A 15,258-nucleotide genomic window follows, 5' to 3' on the forward strand; every position below is an offset into this window, starting at 1 on the left:
ACCAGGCGGAGCGCGAGCGCGCGTCCGGGTGTCTTCATCGGCTGACGCGGTCGTCCCCGTTCTCGTCGTGCCGGCCGTCCTGGTGGCCGGCACACTCGCCCTGCTCGGTCTCGACGCTGCGGACGGGCCGACCCAAGTACCCCTGGTCATGCGCGCGATGACCGCCGCGCTCGTCGCGATGAAGAACGGTCACAGCCGGTCCGCCGTGCAGCGGGCCGGCCAGGGCGTGTTGTCGTACCCGCCGTACGCCGTCCTCGACTACGCGAGCCCCGCCCTGACCGTGCTCCACGGAATCAGCGGCTACGAGATCGAGAAGGCGCAGCCGGTCACAGCCGGTCCTCCGGCCCGCTGAACAGAAAATTCGTCCGTCACAGGGCGCGTCGATGAGGGAATTGATGACCGACTCCGACACCGGCACCACCCCGTCCGCCGCGGCCGAAGGGCGGCCTGCGGTCAAGCTGACCCTGTTCACGCTGACGACGATGGTCGTCGGCTCGATGGTGGGCGCCGGGGTGTTCTCCCTGCCACGGCGGTTCGCCGAGGAGACCGGGGTCGCCGGCGCGCTGATCTCGTGGGTCATCGCGGGCATCGGCATGCTGATGCTGGCGTTCGTGTTCCAGACGCTCGCGGTACGCAGGCCCGATCTCGACGCGGGCGTCTACGCCTACGCCAAGGCCGGTTTCGGCGAATACCTGGGCTTCTTCTCGGCGTTCGGATACTGGGCCAGCGCGTGCGTCGGCAACGTCACCTACTGGGTGCTGATCATGTCGACGATCGGCGCCGTCGCGCCCGCGCTCGGCGACGGCGACACGATCCTCGCGGTCGTCCTGTCCTCCGTCGGGCTGTGGGCGTTCTTCCTGCTCATCCGGCGCGGAGTGAAGGAAGCGGCGGCCATCAACCGGGTGGTGACCGTGGCCAAGGTCGTACCGATCCTGGTCTTCGTCCTGCTGTCCCTCTTCTACTTCGAACCGTCCGTCTTCGCGGAGAACTTCGGCGGCGCCGACTACGCCGGTTCGCTCTTCCACCAGGTCCGCGGCACCATGCTCGCCACCGTCTTCGTCTTCCTCGGTGTCGAGGGAGCCAGCGTCTACTCCCGCCACGCCAAGCGACGCGAGGACGTCGGCAGGGCCACCGTCCTGGGATTCCTGAGCGTCTTCGCCGTCTTCGCCTCGGTCACCATCGTGTCGTACGGAATCCTGCCGATGAGTGAGATCGCCGAGCTGCGCCAGCCCTCAATGGCCGGCGTGCTCCAGGCCGCGGTCGGCACCTGGGGCAAGGTCTTCGTCAGCGTCGGGCTCATCGTCTCCGTGCTCGGCGCCTATCTGGCATGGACGCTGATGGCGGCCGAGGTGCTGTTCGTCGCGGCCAAGGACGACGACATGCCCCGCTTCCTGGGCCGTGCCACCGCGGCCGACGTCCCCGTGCCCGCCCTTCTCATGACCACCGCACTGAGCCAGATCGTCCTGGTCGTCACGATGTTCTCGGACGATGCCTTCAATTTCGCCCTCGACCTGACCAGCGTGCTCAGCCTGATCCCGTTCTTCCTTGCGGCCGCCTTCGCCGTCAAGATCGCATTCAGGCCGGTCCCGGAGAGCGCCGTCGAGCGCGGACCCCACCGGGAACTGGTGATCGCCCTGCTGGCGACGCTCTACACCGCGTTTCTGGTGTATGCCGCCGGGCTGAGGTTCGTATTGCTTTCGTCCATCCTCTACGCCCCGGCGACGTTCTTGTTCGTCAAGGCGAGGCGGGAGCAGAAACGGCGCCTGTTCTCGCCCGCCGAAGCGGTCATCTGCGCTGTCTCGATCGCGGGTGCCGTCGTAGGCGTGATCGCACTGGCGGTCGGCTGGATCGAGCTCTGACCTGTCCCAGCCGTCCCGTCTCCCTCGCTCCATGCGGAAAGGCACACACCGTGACCGAAACATCCCCGTCCGCGCAGGCACTCGGCGTCCATTCCGAAGTCGGCAGGCTGCGCAAGGTACTGGTCTGCGCGCCGGGTCTGGCACATCGCCGGCTCACCCCGACCAACTCCGACGACCTGCTCTTCGACGACGTCATGTGGGTGGAGAACGCCCAGCGCGACCACGCCGACTTCGTCGGCAAGCTGACGCAAGGCGGTGTCGAGGTCGTCGAACTGCACGATCTGCTCGCCCGGACCATGGCGATCCCCGAGGCCCGGACGTGGCTTCTGGACCGGAAGATCACCGCGAACGAGGTGGGCATCGGGCTCATCGACGACACACGGGCTTTTCTGGAATCACTCGATCCGCGCCGGCTCGCCGAGTACCTGATCGGCGGTCTCGCCACCACGGACCTGCCGGACGAGTTCCGCTCCGGCTATGTCACCCTGGCCCGCGATTCGACGGGTGCGCGCGAGTACCTCATGCCACCGCTGCCGAACACGCTCTACACGCGTGACACCACCTGCTGGCTCTACGGCGGCGTGACCATGAACCCGCTCTACTGGCCGGCCCGGCACGGCGAAACCCTCCTGATGAAGGCCATCTACACCTTCCACCCGGACTTCATGGGCTCCACCGTGTGGTGGGGAGACCCGGAACTGGACTGGGGCCAGGCCACGTTCGAGGGCGGCGACATCATGCCCGTCGGCAACGGCGTCGTGCTCATGGGCATGAGCGAACGCACCTCCCGCCAGGCCATCACCCAGGTCGCGGCCTCACTCTTCAGGAACGGCGCCGCCGAGCACGTCATCGTCGCGGGAATGCCGAAACTGCGCGCGGCGATGCACCTGGACACCGTTTTCACGTTCGCCGACCGGGACATCGTGACGGTCTACCCGACGATCATGGAAGCGGTCCACACCTTCTCCCTGCGCCCCGGTGACAATGCTCCTGGTGTCGACATCACCGACGAGGGATCGGCAGCGTTCGTCGACGTCGTGGCCAAGGGGCTGGGCCTGCCCGTCCTGCGGGTGATCGAGACGGGCGGCGACGTGTACGCGTCCGAGCGGCAGCAGTGGGACAGCGGAAACAACGCCGTCGCCCTGGAGCCCGGCGTCGTCTTCACCTACGACCGCAACACGCAGACCAACACCCTCCTGCGCGAGGCCGGGGTCGAAGTCATCACCATCGTCGGCGCCGAACTCGGCCGTGGGCGTGGCGGCGGCCACTGCATGACCTGCCCGCTCATCCGCGAGGCCGTCGACTTCTGACACCGGATCGCCCGCTGCGGGCACTCTCTCGCACAGACGGTTGTGCTCCCCGGCCCGTTCCGTAGACGGCCCGGGCCGGAGCGTGGGGTTCACACGGTGACGGCGGACACGGAGGCAGGCGGACCATGAAGGATGACGGGATCGACTACGCGGCGGTGTTCCAGGGGCTGCCCGGCATGGTGGCGCTGATCACCCCGGACCTGGTGTTCGCGGATGCCAACGAGGAGTTCCTCCGCATGTCCGGGCGCACGCGTGAACAGGTGGTCGGCCGGTACCTGTTCGACGTGTTCCCCGACAATCCGAACAACCCCGCCGCGACCGGCATGCGGAATCTGGAGGCGTCGCTCGAGCGGGTGCTGGTCACCGGCGAGCGGGATGCAATGGCGCTGCAACCCTATGACGTCCAGTCCTCGGAGCGGCCGGGTGAGTGGGAGGAGCGGTACTGGAGCCCGGTCAACGCCCCGGTGTTCGGACCCGACGGGCGGGTGGTCCTTCTGGTGCACCGGGTGGAGGAGGTGACCGAGCTCATCAAGGCCCGCGGCGGCCCCGACGGCGACCGAACCCGCGTGCTGGAGGCGGAGCTCTACACCCGGGCCCGGGAACTGCAGGAGGTCAATGAACGGCTGCGGCAGGCCCACGCCCGGGAGCGTGAGGTGGCCCTCGCCCTGCAGCAGGCGATGCTGCCCGTCCCCGGACCGGTCGGCCGCCACCGCCCCGCCGTGCGCTACCGGCCCGCAGTCGGCTCGCTGAACGTGTGCGGCGACTGGTACGACCTGGTCGATCTGCCCGGTGACTGCGTCGGCGTCGCCGTCGGCGACGTCGTCGGCCACGGTCTTCGAGCCGCCGGCGTCATGGGTCTGCTCCGCAGCGCGCTGAGCGCCGCGTCCCGTGTCGCCAAGGGCCCCGCCCAGGCCCTGGAAGTCGTCGACCTGTACGCCCGTTCGGTCGACGGCGCCGAGAACACCACCGTCGTCACGACCCGCATCGACTGGGAGACGCACACCATCACCTACAGCAGCGCCGGGCACCCCCCGCCCGCGCTGCTGCACACCGACGGCGCCGTGGAGTTCCTCGATCAGGCCACCGACCCACCGCTCGGCGCCCGCCCGGACTCCGTTCCCCGGCCCCAGGGCGCCACCTTCTTCGCCGCGGGGGACGCCCTCGTCCTGTACTCCGACGGCCTGATCGAACGCCGCCGCGAGGACATCGACGTCGGCCTCGACCGCCTCGCCGACTCCCTCGTCCGCCACCAGGGCATCGACCCCGAACCCCTTGCCGACGCCGTCCTGCGCGAACTGCTCCCGCCCGGCGGCGCCATCGACGACACCGCCCTGGTCATCGTCCGGCTCTGACCGTCCCCGCCGGCCGATGTCCTGCCATGCCCCTGGCCCGGACCATGCCCCGCGAGACGTGGCTGCCTGCGTCCAGGAGCGGAACACCTGGCCCATGATTCCCTCATGAGTACACGTCAGCCGCCCGCCCAGCGGCATGCCTCCTGGATCGAGCTCTTCTTCGACCTGGTCGTCGTCGCGGGTGTCCTCCAGCTCTCGCACCTGTTGCACGACGGCCCGACAGTCGCCGACCTCGGCCTGTACGTGGTGCTCTATCTGGCTTTCTGGATCGCGTGGGTCTGCTTCACCGTCTACGGCAACGTCGAGGGAAGCCGCGCCTGGACTCCCGGTTTCCTGCTGGCGATGCTCGGGCTTGCCGTCATGGTCGCGGCTGTTCCCGGTATCCGTACCGACCACGCCCTGGCGTTCGCGATCGCGTACGCCTTCGTGCGCTGGCTGTCCGGCCGACTCTGGCGGCCCGGACAGATCGTGGTGGACTGGCCGCTCGCTCAAGTGGGCGGCGGGACGCTGCCCTGGATCGTCTCACTGTGGGTGGATGCCCCGGTGCGGTACTGGCTGTGGGCCCTCGGCCTCGCGTTCGACCTGCTGATCATGCTCACCGCCTCGGGCAGCCGGATGCTCCGAGACGCACAGGACCGGGTGCAGCGCGTAGTCAGGAAGCGAGGGCACTCCGATCGGCCGCCGGTCATCGAGGCGGCCTACTCCGATGTGCCGCACATGGTGGAGCGACTGGGCCTCTTCGTCATCATCGTGCTGGGCGAGGGGGTCGTCCGGATCACCTCGGCAGCTGCGGACACCGTCTGGGACGTGCCCATGGCCGGCGTCGCGACCGGTTCTTTCGTCCTGCTCGTCGCGCTGTGGAGCATGTCACTGCTGCAGGGGTTCGGCGGCGTGCCGAAGCCCGGCCCGGACGACCTGCCGGTGCGGGTCACCCTGACGCTGCACTGTGTGACAACCTGCACGATTGCTGTCCTGGCCGCGGGGCTGGGGCTGGCCATCGCGCATCCGCACGGCCCCGCCCCGGACGAGGCACGCTGGCTGCTGTGCGCAGGCCTTGCCGTGTACTTCGGTGTCGGGGTGCTGGCCGCAGCGGTGGCCGATGCGCCATGGGGGCACACCCTCGCCTGGGCGCTGCCCTGTCTGCTGCTGACGCTCGCGCTCGGCGGCTTCGCCGGCCACTTCGGTGCGGTGGGGCTGGTCTGGGGCCTGGCCGCAGCAGTGGTCTGGCAGATCACCTGCGTATCGGATGCGGGCGCCCGGCTGCGCGTGCGGAGCCGCGCCTGACCCTCGCGGGCAGATTGTTTTACGTATTCGAAAACGGTCGCGGGGGAGGTGAGAGGGACAATGGTCATGTGTCGGGTGCAGACAAGAAGCAGGCGGCGGGCAGGCGGTCCGTGGGACGGCCGCGCAGGCTCGACCCCGACACGATGGTCGCCACCGCGCGGCGCATCCTCGAGGAAGAGGGCCTGGACGCCCTGAGCATGCGACGGGTGGCGAAGGAGCTCGGCAGCACGCCGATGGCGCTCTACCACTACGTACGGGACAAGGACGAGCTGCTGATGCTCACCCTGTCCGGGACCGCGGGCGCCTTGCCGCGCCCCGAACTGCCCGAGGATCCGCGCGCGCGGCTGCTCGCGGTCTCTGTGCACGCGCATGAGATCCTCCGCCGGATCCCGTGGGTGCTCGACGTCCTGGCGCTGGGCGAGCTCACCGACAGAGATGCCCTGTGGATAGTGGAGGAAATCCTCGACAGCGCCCAGAAGTGCGGCCTCTCCCCGGCCCGGGCGGTACGTGCCTGCTGGACGATCTGGCAGTACATCTACGGCGACCTGATCTTCCGCAGGGCCGCCGCCCGCCGCGCGGAGCACCCGCCGAGCAGGCGCTACTTCCCCGAGATGGTCACCGAGGAGGACGCGGAGGAGCTGCCGCGGCTCACCGCGATCAAGGACCAGTGGCGCGCCTACGCCGCCGACTACTCGGTCGCCGACGAACTCGACGCGATCATCGAGGGGCTTATCAGCCGGGGAACCCGCGGACCGGACGAGCCCGCACTGCCACCCTGAGGCTCCTGTGCCTCCAGATGCTCTTGAGGCACACGACGCGGGTGTGGGCGACAATGGAAGACGCAGGCAGCGGACTCGCCGCCGAAGATCATTGGCCGGAGCCCCTTATGGATAACCCAGAAAGTTACGAGCTGGTATTTCAGGCATCTGCCGTCGAGGACGACGCTGTGATTGTTCGGCGGACTCCGCGGGAGGGGGCCGGCGGCTACCCCATCTACGAGGACGAGACAGGCATCGTACGCGCGGAGATCAGCGAGAACGGCGAGGTGCGGATGATGGCCAGCGGCGGCCATCAGGTGCTCGGCTCACCGCTGGTCCGTGCGGTCAGCGAGCACTGAGCAACCCCAGGGCTGACGGCCGATCAGACTGGCTTCGGCACGCGGGAATTCGATTCCGGGTCGTCGGTAGCAACGGCAGAGGCCGATGGTTCGCCGCCCACTCATGGACAGAGCGGCGAAACCATCGGCCTGTGCGTGGTGCGGTCCTACTTGTGCGGGCGCGTCTCGCCGCTCATGTTGCTGAGCTGCTCGCTCTGCTCCTGCAGCTTCCGAGCCTTCTCCTCGAGCCGCTGACGCTGCTCGGGATCGGTGGCGCGCTCCGCGGCCTCGGTCATGTGCTTGGCCTTCTCGCGCATCTGCTGGGCTCGGCCACTGGTTTCGCCTGCAACGCTCATCGTCACTCCTTGGACGCTAGGTGAAGAGCGGGCTCCATCAGAGAACCAGCGTCGCGGGCTCTCCGCATTCCGAAGCGTTACGCTGCGTTACCGTCGGGGCTGCGCGGCCGTAGGCAGGCGAGACGCTGGCATGATCGAGGGCATGAACGAGCGCATGATCGCCGCGTGTGACGGGGCATCGAAGGGTAATCCGGGGCCTGCGGCCTGGGCATGGGTCGTGGCCGATGCGCAGGGGAGCCCTGAGCGTTGGGAGGCGGGGCCGCTGGGCACCGCCACCAACAACGTCGCCGAACTCACCGCACTCCAGGAGCTGCTGGAGTCCACCGACCCGGGCGCGGAGATCGAGGTCCGGATGGATTCGCAGTACGCCATGAACGCGGTCACGAAGTGGCTGCCGGGGTGGAAACGCAACGGGTGGAAGACTTCGGCCGGCAAGCCCGTGGCCAACCGCGATCTGGTGGCCCGCATCGACGCGTTGCTCAGTGGCCGGACCGTGAACTTCGTCTACGTGCCCGCCCACCAGGTGGACGGAGACCCGCTCAACGCCCTGGCCGACCAGGCGGCCAGCGAGGCCGCCGTCGCTCAGCGGGAAGCGGGTTCCGCACATGGCTCCCCGCTGCCGACTCCCGCCCCTGCCAGGACGTCCGGGGGCCGGAGCGGCGGTGCGGCGGCGAAGAAGACGGACGGTGAGGCACGCCCCGCGCGCATCGGGGGCACCATCCGGGCCAGGTTCGCGGGGCGCTGCCACTGCGGAAAGCCCTACGCGGCCAAGGACATGATCGCCAAGAACCCGAGCGGCTGGGGCCACCCCGAGTGCCGTACCGCGCCCGCCTGAGGCGACCACCCGCCGGTCCGACCTCGGGAGTAGCCCCGTAACAGAGGCTCTCCGTGCCATGATGCGGCTCCGACCGCAGCGTCCGCGGTGCTCCGCCGACGCTGCGGGAACGGCTGGACGCTGGGGGGCGTATGGGATCCACAGGTACGGTGCTGCGCGAGTTGCGCGGCGCACAGAAGACCGCCAAGGGTGTGTCGCTCTACTCGCGGTACGTGAACCGCCCGGCCGGGCGGGTGCTCGCGGCCGGCGCCTTTCGAATCGGGCTGTCGCCCAATCAAGTCACGTTGGTCAGCGCGGCCTTCACCTTCGTCGGCATCGCGTCGGTGGCACTGGTCCGTCCGTCCTGGGGGCTCGCGGCCGTCGTGTACGCGGCTCTGGTGGTCGGCTTCGCCTTCGACTCGGCCGACGGGCAGCTCGCCAGGCTGACCGGGCGGGGCGGACCCGACGGTGAGTGGCTGGACCATGTCGTGGACTGCGCCAAGATGATCCTCGTACACACCGCCGTGCTGATCTCGTTCCACCGGTTTTTCGAGCTGCCCGGCGAGGGCTGGCTGCTGCTGCCGCTGGGCTTCCTGTTCGTCGCAGTGCTGACCTTCTGTGCCGGTCTGCTGCGCGAACAGCTGGGCAAGGCCGCCGCCCGCCCCGCACCGCCCGGCAGCGCCACGGCCCCGGTGTCCCGGGTGCGGGCCGTGGCGCTGCTTCCCGCCGACTACGGGGTGTTCTGCCTGGTGTTCCTGCTGCTCGGGGACGAGGCCGCGTTCCGTGTCGGCTATGCCGTACTCGCCGTCGTGCACGCGTTGTTCCTGGTGGCTTTCCTCGTCAAATGGTTCAGGGAGCTGAAAGCGCTCCGGGCGACGGGCTGACGAGCGTGTCCAGTGCCCGGCGCAGCTGGGTACTGGACGTGTGCACGGTGTACGGGAAGTAGACGACCTCGACGCCGACTTCGGCGAAGTCGCGCTCGAGCCGTTTCCCCTTCTCCGTGCCCCGCCAGTCGTCCCCCTTGAAGATGACGTCGAACCTGACCTGCTGCCACGTCTCGACCTTGTCGGGCACGGTCTCGACGAACGCCGCGTCCACGTAGCGCACGCTGCGGACGATCTCGAGCCGCTCCGGCAGCGGAATCACCGGCTTGTGGCCCTTGGCGAGCGCGGCCATCTCGTCCGAGACAACCCCCGCCACCAGGTAGTCGCACTGGCTGCGGGCATGCCGCAGGATGTTCAGGTGCCCTACATGGAACAGGTCGTAGACCCCCGGCGCGTAGCCGACCCTGTGCACCATCCGTTCTCTCCCCCCACGGTGAACGTGACGTCCGTCTCCCGGACTCAGGTGTCCGGACATGGCATCCGGTCCTGCGGGATATCGGTATCGGTGTTGATCGTGCAATGACCTTACTGTGAAGACCACTTGCGCATCACGTGAACGGATAAGCTCACTTTTGGGGTTGTTCCCTGGAGGGAACAGGGGGCTGTACCGGGGGAGGTGATCGTCCGGTGTCCGATGCCGATCATCACAAGCCGTTCGAAGACCACAGGCTTCTCGCGGTCTCGACCAAGCGCGCGCCGGAGCTGACCGGAATCGGTCCGTACGCTGCCCAGCTCGTCGAGCACCGGGCCGCGTCCGGGGCCGAGACCCATGTGCTGACCGGCATGCCGCACCACCCCTCCTGGCGCACGGAGGCCGGGTTCCGGGGCGTGCGGTCACGCCGGAGATGAGCGCGGTCTTCGCCACGTCGTCCCCTTCTGAGGTCGCCTGAGAGACGGTTGGTTCACCGAAATATCAGAATTTGCGTGATCTGCGGCAAAACGGCACCGCGATGTACAGCTGCTGGCACAATCCGAGCCATGACGACTGATCTCCCCGGCCCTCCCCAGGAATCCGTCCGCCCGCTCCTACGACCCGGCGCCCGCATATTTGTCGCGGGCCACCGTGGGCTCGTCGGCTCGGCAGTGGTGCGCCGCCTCACCGCCGAAGGCCACGAGGTGATCACCCGCGGTCGCGACAGCCTCGATCTGCGCGATGCCGTACCGACCGAGGCCTTTCTGCGTGACATCCGCCCGGACGCCGTGGTGCTGGCCGCCGCCAAGGTCGGCGGGATCATGGCCAACAGCACGTTTCCGGTGCAGTTCCTCGAGGACAACCTGCGCATCCAGTTGAGCGTGATCGCCGGTGCGCATGCCGCCGGGGTCGAGCGGCTGCTCTTCCTCGGCTCGTCCTGCATCTACCCCAAGCGCGCCCCGCAGCCGATCCCCGAGGACGCCCTGCTCACCGGCCCGCTGGAGCCGACCAACGAGGCGTATGCGCTCGCCAAGATCGCCGGCATCGTGCAGACCCAGTCGTACCGGCGGCAGTACGGCGCCTCGTACATCAGCGCCATGCCCACCAATCTCTACGGGCCCGGCGACAACTTCGACCTGGAGTCCTCGCACGTCCTGCCCGCCCTGATCCGCCGCTTCCACGAGGCGCGACACGGCGGCGCACCCGAGGTCACCCTCTGGGGCTCCGGCGGCCCCCGGCGCGAGTTCCTGCACGTCGACGACCTGGCCGCAGCATGCCTCCTGCTCCTCGAGCGTTACGACGGTGACGAACCGGTCAACGTCGGTTGCGGTGAGGACCTGACCATCCGTGAACTTGCCGCAACTGTACGAGCTGTGACGGAATATCAGGGCAGCGTCTCATGGGACACGTCGAAGCCCGACGGCACCCCGCGCAAGCTTCTCGACATCTCCCGCCTCTCCTCTCTCGGCTTCAAACCGAAGATCCCGCTGCGCGACGGCATCGCCAGCACCTACGCCTGGTGGCTGGATCACCGGGACACCGACCGCTGACCACCGGCCGGTTCGTCGGGACCGGGCGGCCGCCGCAGCGCGACGGCCGCCCGCCCGCCGGCCTCGCACGGCCGGCCGACGTTCACCTCTCACATCCGGTTTCCCGTCGCTCTCAGTACGCCCCGCGGCCGTCGGTGACGGCGCGCAGCGTACGGGCCATGAGCCCCAGGTCCGTGGCCACCGACCAGTTGTCGACGTACCACAGGTCGAGCGAGACGGTCTCCTGCCAGGACAGGTCCGAACGTCCGCTGACCTGCCACAGACCGGTCAGCCCCGGCCGGACCGCGAGCCGCCGGAGCTCACGCTCGTCGTAACAGGACACCTCCTCCGGCAGGGGAGGCCGCGGACCCACCAGCGACATGTCGCCCCGGATGACGTTGAGCAGCTGCGGCAGCTCGTCGAGCGAGGTCCGGCGCAGGATCCGGCCGATCCGGGTCACCCGGGGATCGCGGCGCATCTTGAACATCGGACCGTCGTTCTCGTTGGCCGTCGCCAGCTCGGCCTTGTGCGTTTCGGCGTCCTCCACCATCGTGCGGAACTTCCACATGGTGAACGGCTGGTTGTGCTGCCCCTGACGGATCTGGCGGTGGAACACCGGGCCGTCGGAGGTGAACCGTATTGCCGCCCCGATCAGGAGCAACAGCGGCGTCAGCAGTACGAGTCCGAGGGCCGCACCGGTGCGGTCCACCGCGGCCTTCAGTGCCATCTGCGGCCCCCGGCGCAGCGGCGGCACGATGTGCAGCAGCGTCAGCCCGGCCGCGGAGGCCGGACGCACCCGGCCTGCCGCGATGTCCGAGAGGTCCGACAGCACGGACAGTTGGAGCCCCCCGTCGTGCAGCCCCCAGGACAGACGTCGCAGCCGTTCCCCGGAGAGCTGTGGTCCGGGTACGACGAGTGCCAGGTCCGCGTCCTGGGCGAAGGCTCCGCCCAGGACAGTCGTCACGTCGTCGTCGGCCGGGGCGGGTGCGAGCCGCCCCGGCACCGGAGCCTCACAGCTCAGTGACGCCGTGCCCACGGGTATGGCAGCCACCACGGTGTAGGCGTGGTCCGTACGGGAACCGAGCAGCTGCACCGCCCGGTCCACCCCCGGCGCCTCGCCGACCACCAGCACCCGGTGCACTGCACGCTGTCGCCGTCCCGGCCACGGGAGGTGACGCACCGTCGACACGACGACGGTCACCAGCAGGCCGGGCAGCAGCGCCACGACCGCGGTCACCGGCTGCACCGGCTCCCTGAGCACGGTCGCGAGCACGGCCAGCACGCCGATGAGCAGCAGCCAGTCCCCGGGGGCGGTCAGCGCGCCCCTGAAGCCCCCCGGCCGCCGGTCCGCGTACCGGCCACGCACCGCCCGGACGCCGGTCCACACCGACGAGGCCACTACGGCGGCGAGTTGTGCCCGCCGTTGTCCGTAGGCGCCCAGTACGAGCCAGGCCGGTATCCCCAGGCCGAGAAGATCGGCGCAGACGATGAGCGGCAGGTATCGGCCCGGTCTTTTCTTCGGGCCGGGCCGGTGGTCGGAACGGTTGCGCTGTACGGTCGGGGCGCTCCACAGCTGTTCGAGTTCCGTGCTGTGCGGCCGGTTCGAAGCGGTCCGCGGACGTGGCGCCCCCGCCAGTCCTGCGGGTCCTGATATTTCGGATTCGGGTAGCTCGACATGCCCCATGAACCCCCCAGTCACAGTTGCATCTCCACAAACAGGACGCATCCGCCGATCCCGTGGACTGACGGATGCGCCCTCGCTCGGTGCACGATATCCACACACGTGCCATTTCGCTGGAGTTCTCGTGAAGTTCAGAACGCGAGCTACCGCTTTGACCTCGTCCCGATCCGAGTCGGATCACAAGGCCTTGTGGGTGGCTGTTGGCATTTGGGCGGTTCCGCGCTCGGATTGTGTGCGGACATGTAACCATCTCGTACGGTCGCCTCCGCGTCTGGGAGACTTGGCCGGAAGGCGGCGACGGCCGGCCACGAGCGAAAGAGGACGTGCGGTGACTCCCGCGGAGAAGAACTGGGCCGGAAACATCACCTTCGGTGCGCGGCGGCTGCGTACCCCCGGCTCGGAGGCCGAGCTGCAGGAGATCGTCGCCGCCGGCACAAAGGTACGGGCGCTGGGCACCCGGCACTCCTTCAGCACCGTCGCCGACACGGCCGGAGACCTTGTGTCGGTGGCCGGACTGCCTCGCACCGTCGACATCGACCGGGAGGCGGGGACGGTCACCGTCAGCGCGGGACTGCGCTTCGGGGAGTTCGCCGAAGAACTCCACCAGAACGGTTTCGCCCTGCACAACCTGGGTTCGCTGCCGCACATCTCGGTGGCCGGCGCCTGCGCTACCGGAACGCACGGCTCCGGCGTGGGCAACACCTCGCTGGCCGGTGCGGTCCGGGCGCTGGACATGGTCACGGCGGACGGGACCACCGCGCGGCTGACCCGCGGCGACGCTGACTTCCCCGGAGCGGTGGTCGCCCTGGGCGCCCTCGGCGTGGTGACCCGGCTGACACTGGACCTGGTGCCCGCCTTCGACGTCCGGCAGTGGGTCTACGAGGATCTGCCGCAGGCCCGGATCGGCGACCGGGCCGGTTTCGACGAGGTGATGTCGGCCGCGTACAGCGTCAGCCTCTTCACCGCCTGGCGGGGCGGCCCCGTCAACCAGGTCTGGCTCAAGCAGCGAGTGGGCGCGGACGGGCCGGCGGAGGCGCCCGCCGAGTGGCTCGGCGCGAGGCTCGCGGACGGGCCGCGCCACCCGATCCAGGGCATGCCGGCCGAGAACTGCACGCGGCAGCAGGGTGTTCCCGGTGCGTGGCACAAGCGTCTGCCGCACTTCCGGCTGGAGTTCACCCCGAGCAACGGGGACGAGCTGCAGTCGGAGTACTTCGTGGCACGGAGCGACGCCGCGGCAGCCTTCGCGGCGCTCGACCGGCTCCGGGACCGGATCGCCCCGCTGCTGCAGATCAGCGAGATCCGCACCGTGGCCCGCGACGACCTGTGGCTGAGCCCCGCGAGCGGGACCGACTCGGTGGCCTTCCACTTCACCTGGGTGCAGGACATCGCCGCCGTCACGCCGGTGCTCGGGGCGATCGAGGAGGCACTGGCACCGTTCGGCGCCCGCCCGCACTGGGGCAAGGTGTTCACGACCGCACCAGAGACGCTGCGCACGCTGTACCCGCAGTACGCCGACTTCGAGAAGCTGATGGCCAGGTTCGACCCGGCGGGCAAGTTCCGCAACGACTTCCTGGACCGACACTTTCCGCAGTGACGCCGGGCGCGCGGGGGGTGAAGCGGGGCCCGGCCGCCTGGCGTCAGAGGCCGTCGCGTCTCTCCTTGTACCGCGACGGCCACGCGGTCGCCGATCTGCCCGGCGCGAGATGGTCCACCACGTCGGCCAGCTCCACGCAGGCCTGCTCGATCCGGCGCCGGATGTCCATCTTCTCGGTGACGATCGCCGCCAGCAGCAGCGCGGTCAGCGCCACGGAACCATTCAGGACCGCCAGGTTCAGCATCACCTCGAGGACGGTGTGTCCGGCGAACGGACCCACCGCCTCCCCTCCCGCGATGATTGCCAGGACGGACACCAGCAGCGCACAGGGCGCGCTGCCTGCCAGCTGGAAGCGCAGGGCGGCCCAGATGAGCAGCGGGAACACCAGATAGAGCACCGACAGTTCGCTCCGCGTGGCCACCAGGGAGACCACGACGGAGACGACCGCCAGTGCGGTCGCCTCCAGCCATCTGTCGTCCGCTCGTGGCAGCCGCGCCTTGCGCATGACGAGCATCAGCGGGGTGACCACGAGCACTCCCATGGCGTCCCCCGACCACCACGCCGCCCAGACCGGCCAGAAATGGCCCGCGGGCAGTTTGTCGTCGAGTACGAAGAGGACGGTGCCGACGGTCGCGCTGATCAGCATTCCGGCCATCGCGCCGAGGAAGACCAGGACGACGCAGTCGCGCAGCCGGTCCAGTTCCATCCGGAACCCGAACCTGCGCAGCATGAGATACGAACAGACGGGCGCCGCGGTACTGCTCATCATGATGCCGTAGTCGGAGAGCGAGACCGAGTCGGAGAGCGTGATGATGTTGAGCAGGGCGCCGAGGGTGATGCCGGGCCAGACGCCGATGCCCAGGTACAACAGGCATCCCAGGGCGATCCCCGTCGACGGCCAGAGCGGGGTGACCGTGGCGCCGTGGACGGTCACCTTTCTCAGCAGACCGATCTGTCCTGCCCCGTAGTAACCGGCGGCGACGACCAGGATGCGGAGCACAGCTGACGCCGTACGTCTGGTTTCCTCGCTGCGGATCACAGACCTCATCAGACACTGCGGCCCGGGACGCGTGGCTGCGTGACACGC

Annotated in this window: 15 protein-coding genes and 1 pseudogene; 12 read left to right on the forward strand and 4 right to left on the reverse strand. The window is 69.2% G+C overall.

What is annotated here, in order from left to right; genetic code table 11:
* Positions 1–28: 28 nt before the first annotated feature.
* The 7 genes from OHB49_RS37825 to OHB49_RS37855 all read left to right on the forward strand — a co-directional run bounded on the left by OHB49_RS37825 (position 29) and on the right by OHB49_RS37855 (position 6,922).
* Entirely contained in the window at positions 29–352 is a 324-nt protein-coding gene (locus OHB49_RS37825; protein WP_329165413.1) for a hypothetical protein, read from the forward strand.
* A 43-nt stretch (positions 353–395) separates the two neighbouring features.
* Positions 396–1,859 (forward strand): basic amino acid/polyamine antiporter, encoded by a 1,464-nt coding sequence (locus OHB49_RS37830; protein ID WP_329165414.1) that lies wholly within the window; start codon positions 396–398, stop codon positions 1,857–1,859.
* A gap of 50 nt (positions 1,860–1,909) precedes the next feature.
* Positions 1,910–3,169 (forward strand): arginine deiminase, encoded by a 1,260-nt coding sequence (locus OHB49_RS37835; RefSeq protein ID WP_329165415.1) that lies wholly within the window; start codon positions 1,910–1,912, stop codon positions 3,167–3,169.
* 125 nt (positions 3,170–3,294) lie between these two features.
* Positions 3,295–4,521 (forward strand): PP2C family protein-serine/threonine phosphatase, encoded by a 1,227-nt coding sequence (locus OHB49_RS37840; protein WP_329165416.1) that lies wholly within the window; start codon positions 3,295–3,297, stop codon positions 4,519–4,521.
* Positions 4,522–4,626: 105 nt separating this feature from the next.
* Entirely contained in the window at positions 4,627–5,805 is a 1,179-nt protein-coding gene (locus OHB49_RS37845) for a low temperature requirement protein A (RefSeq protein WP_329165417.1), read from the forward strand.
* 68 nt (positions 5,806–5,873) lie between these two features.
* Positions 5,874–6,584 carry a TetR/AcrR family transcriptional regulator gene (locus tag OHB49_RS37850; protein ID WP_037852534.1) on the forward strand — a complete coding sequence of 237 codons (711 nt, stop codon included), beginning with the start codon at positions 5,874–5,876 and terminating at the stop codon, positions 6,582–6,584.
* A gap of 107 nt (positions 6,585–6,691) precedes the next feature.
* Positions 6,692–6,922 carry a DUF6296 family protein gene (locus OHB49_RS37855; RefSeq protein WP_030973193.1) on the forward strand — a complete coding sequence of 77 codons (231 nt, stop codon included), beginning with the start codon at positions 6,692–6,694 and terminating at the stop codon, positions 6,920–6,922.
* Between the two features lie 146 nt (positions 6,923–7,068).
* Here the strand turns inward: OHB49_RS37855 and OHB49_RS37860 are convergent, their stop codons facing one another.
* The gene (locus tag OHB49_RS37860; RefSeq protein ID WP_030973195.1) at positions 7,069–7,257 is read right to left on the reverse strand and encodes a DUF6381 family protein; all 189 of its coding nucleotides are present in this window, start codon (positions 7,255–7,257) and stop codon (positions 7,069–7,071) included.
* 142 nt (positions 7,258–7,399) lie between these two features.
* On the opposite strand from OHB49_RS37860, the gene OHB49_RS37865 reads away from it, so the two are divergent.
* Both OHB49_RS37865 and OHB49_RS37870 read left to right on the forward strand, forming a co-directional pair.
* On the forward strand, positions 7,400–8,092 hold the full coding sequence (locus tag OHB49_RS37865; RefSeq protein ID WP_329165419.1) for a ribonuclease H family protein: 693 nt from the start codon (positions 7,400–7,402) through the stop codon (positions 8,090–8,092).
* A gap of 131 nt (positions 8,093–8,223) precedes the next feature.
* Positions 8,224–8,955, forward strand: coding sequence for a CDP-alcohol phosphatidyltransferase family protein (locus OHB49_RS37870; protein ID WP_329165420.1), 732 nt, complete (start codon positions 8,224–8,226; stop codon positions 8,953–8,955).
* On the opposite strand, the gene OHB49_RS37875 is transcribed toward OHB49_RS37870, so the two are convergent.
* Positions 8,921–9,370 carry an adenylyltransferase/cytidyltransferase family protein gene (locus tag OHB49_RS37875; RefSeq protein ID WP_329165423.1) on the reverse strand — a complete coding sequence of 150 codons (450 nt, stop codon included), beginning with the start codon at positions 9,368–9,370 and terminating at the stop codon, positions 8,921–8,923. The two genes, OHB49_RS37870 and OHB49_RS37875, sit on opposite strands and share 35 nt — an antisense overlap.
* 212 nt (positions 9,371–9,582) lie before the next feature.
* Between OHB49_RS37875 and OHB49_RS37880 the strand changes: the two are divergent.
* Together OHB49_RS37880 and OHB49_RS37885 are read left to right on the forward strand one after the other, a co-directional pair.
* Positions 9,583–9,786, forward strand: a pseudogene (locus OHB49_RS37880) (glycosyltransferase WbuB); the annotation flags it as partial.
* A gap of 147 nt (positions 9,787–9,933) precedes the next feature.
* Entirely contained in the window at positions 9,934–10,917 is a 984-nt protein-coding gene (locus OHB49_RS37885; protein WP_329165424.1) for a GDP-L-fucose synthase family protein, read from the forward strand.
* Positions 10,918–11,029: 112 nt separating this feature from the next.
* On the opposite strand, the gene OHB49_RS37890 is transcribed toward OHB49_RS37885, so the two are convergent.
* Entirely contained in the window at positions 11,030–12,580 is a 1,551-nt protein-coding gene (locus tag OHB49_RS37890) for a sugar transferase (protein ID WP_052189684.1), read from the reverse strand.
* A gap of 325 nt (positions 12,581–12,905) precedes the next feature.
* Between OHB49_RS37890 and OHB49_RS37895 the strand changes: the two genes are divergently transcribed.
* A complete protein-coding gene (locus tag OHB49_RS37895; protein WP_329165425.1) occupies positions 12,906–14,171 on the forward strand; it encodes an FAD-binding protein in 1,266 nt (421 codons plus the stop codon).
* 43 nt (positions 14,172–14,214) lie between these two features.
* Here the strand turns inward: OHB49_RS37895 and OHB49_RS37900 are convergent, their stop codons facing one another.
* A complete protein-coding gene (locus OHB49_RS37900; protein WP_329165426.1) occupies positions 14,215–15,210 on the reverse strand; it encodes an MASE1 domain-containing protein in 996 nt (331 codons plus the stop codon).
* Between the last annotated feature and the right edge of the window lie 48 nt (positions 15,211–15,258).

It is taken from the genome of Streptomyces sp. NBC_01717 (assembly GCF_036248255.1).
GTDB lineage: Bacteria > Actinomycetota > Actinomycetes > Streptomycetales > Streptomycetaceae > Streptomyces.